The sequence below is a fragment of the Microbacterium umsixpiens genome (genome assembly GCF_053543675.1).
In genome coordinates, this window is record NZ_JBLVOH010000114.1 from 9,946 (window position 1) to 11,629 (window position 1,684).

The window sequence follows — 1,684 nt, forward strand, 5'->3', positions numbered from 1 at the left end:
CGACGACCGGCATCGCCGGCCCGGATTCCCCCGACGGCCAGCCGGTGGGAACGGTGCACATCGGGATCGTGACACCCGACGGCTCGTCGACGAAGACGCTGCACCTGCAGGGTGACCGTGATTCGATCCGTGCTCTGACGGTGGTGGCGGCTCTCCAAGAATTGCTCGAGTTCGTCCAGGAATAGTGACGATCCGATCTCGGTTATTACGGATGTGCTCACATTCAAACCACAGAGTGCAGGGGTAGATTTCGGGCAGGTCAGGAGTACTAGACTGGCTGTCTCATCGGGGGAGACCTCGAACGATCACATGGGGAGGAGGTTCCGATGATTCTTGTACGACAGGAAATCGGCGATGTGCTGAGGGACTTCCGCCTGCAGAAGGGGCGCACGCTCCGGCAGGTCGCGAGCAAAGCGTCGGTGGCGCTCGGCTACCTCAGTGAGGTCGAGCGCGGCCAGAAGGAGGCGTCGAGCGAGATCCTCGCATCCGTCGCCGATGCTCTCGACGTGCCCATCTCGACGATCATGCGTGAGGTCGGGGACCGCATCTCTGTGCTCGAGGGCATTCAGGTCTTCCCGGATGTCGTTCCGGACGACCTCGTCGCGTCGGTCGAGCCTCAGCTCTCGCTGCACTGAGCTTCGCATGCGGGTGAGCGATGCGTCGTAGCGAGTTCCTTCGCGCCGTCGACACCGAGTTCCAGGCGCGAGCCTCGTCATTGGTGAACGACCTCGGGCTTTCAGCCTTGCGTGGCCGTACGGCGCTCGAAGCTCTGGAAGACGGCACGCCGCCGCGGGAGATCTGGTTGGCGCTCTGCGCAGAGATGGATGTTCCGGAGAACCGTCGGCACGGCGTCGGACGGCAGGAGCCGCGAGGGCGTTGAGCCCTGGAGGGTGTCCGCAGGTTACGGGACACGACCTGTGATGATCGGCGTGTCGTCGAAGATCTGTTCGAAGCGGGCGTAGTCTTCTGCACAAGTGGTTCAGGGAATCTGTTCTCCACGGTATGCGAGCTCTCGGCGTCGATGTCGGTGGCCTCTCCTACGGTGGAAACAAGCCGAAGAGCCATTACGCCTTGTCGGAGAGTTCCTCCCAACCGGGAGAGCCGCGACAGCCTACAGGCGGCACCACGCGCGCAGAAGGAGCAGACCATGCCATCACCCGCCGACCGCGAGAAGTCCCTCGAGACCGCACTCGCCCAGATCGATCGTCAGTTCGGAAAGGGCTCGGTCATGCGGCTGGGCAGCGATGAGCGCGCCCCCGTGGCCGTCATCCCCACCGGCTCCATCGCCCTCGACGTCGCCCTCGGCGTCGGAGGTCTCCCGCGTGGCCGCATCGTCGAGATCTACGGACCTGAGTCCTCGGGTAAGACGACGCTGACATTGCACGCGATCGCGAACGCGCAGCGTGGCGGTGGCATCGCAGCCTTCATCGATGCCGAGCACGCGCTCGACCCCGACTACGCGGCGAAGCTCGGCGTCGATATCGACGCGCTTCTCGTCTCTCAGCCCGACACCGGCGAGCAGGCGCTCGAGATCGCCGACATGCTCGTGCGTTCCGGTGCCATCGACCTCATCGTCATCGACTCCGTCGCGGCGCTCGTGCCTCGCGCGGAGATCGAGGGCGAGATGGGTGACTCGCATGTGGGCCTGCAGGCACGTCTCATGTCGCAGGCGCTGCGCAAGCTC

General features: G+C 64.6%; 4 protein-coding genes. All 4 read left to right on the forward strand.

Annotated elements, in window-relative coordinates; translation table 11 throughout:
- On the forward strand, positions 1-185 hold a 185-nt coding region (locus tag ACNPM4_RS11445), incomplete at its 5' end, for a CinA family protein (RefSeq protein ID WP_448985789.1).
- A 141-nt stretch (positions 186-326) separates the two neighbouring features.
- Positions 327-635 (forward strand): helix-turn-helix domain-containing protein, encoded by a 309-nt coding sequence (locus tag ACNPM4_RS11450; protein WP_026049981.1) that lies wholly within the window; start codon positions 327-329, stop codon positions 633-635.
- A 20-nt stretch (positions 636-655) separates the two neighbouring features.
- Complete coding sequence (locus ACNPM4_RS11455) at positions 656-880, forward strand: DUF3046 domain-containing protein (RefSeq protein WP_081859941.1); 225 nt, start codon at positions 656-658, stop codon at positions 878-880.
- A gap of 267 nt (positions 881-1,147) precedes the next feature.
- Positions 1,148-1,684, forward strand: a 537-nt coding sequence (locus tag ACNPM4_RS11460) for a recombinase RecA family protein (RefSeq protein ID WP_473965302.1), incomplete at its 3' end; no start/stop codon positions are given.

What these genes read in the sequence shown, in the direction of transcription:
- ACNPM4_RS11450 (WP_026049981.1), top strand. Translation starts at nt 327, where the DNA reads ATGATTCTTGTACGACAGGAAATCGGCGATGTGCTGAGGGACTTCCGC.
- ACNPM4_RS11455 (WP_081859941.1), top strand. Translation starts at nt 656, where the DNA reads ATGCGTCGTAGCGAGTTCCTTCGCGCCGTCGACACCGAGTTCCAGGCG.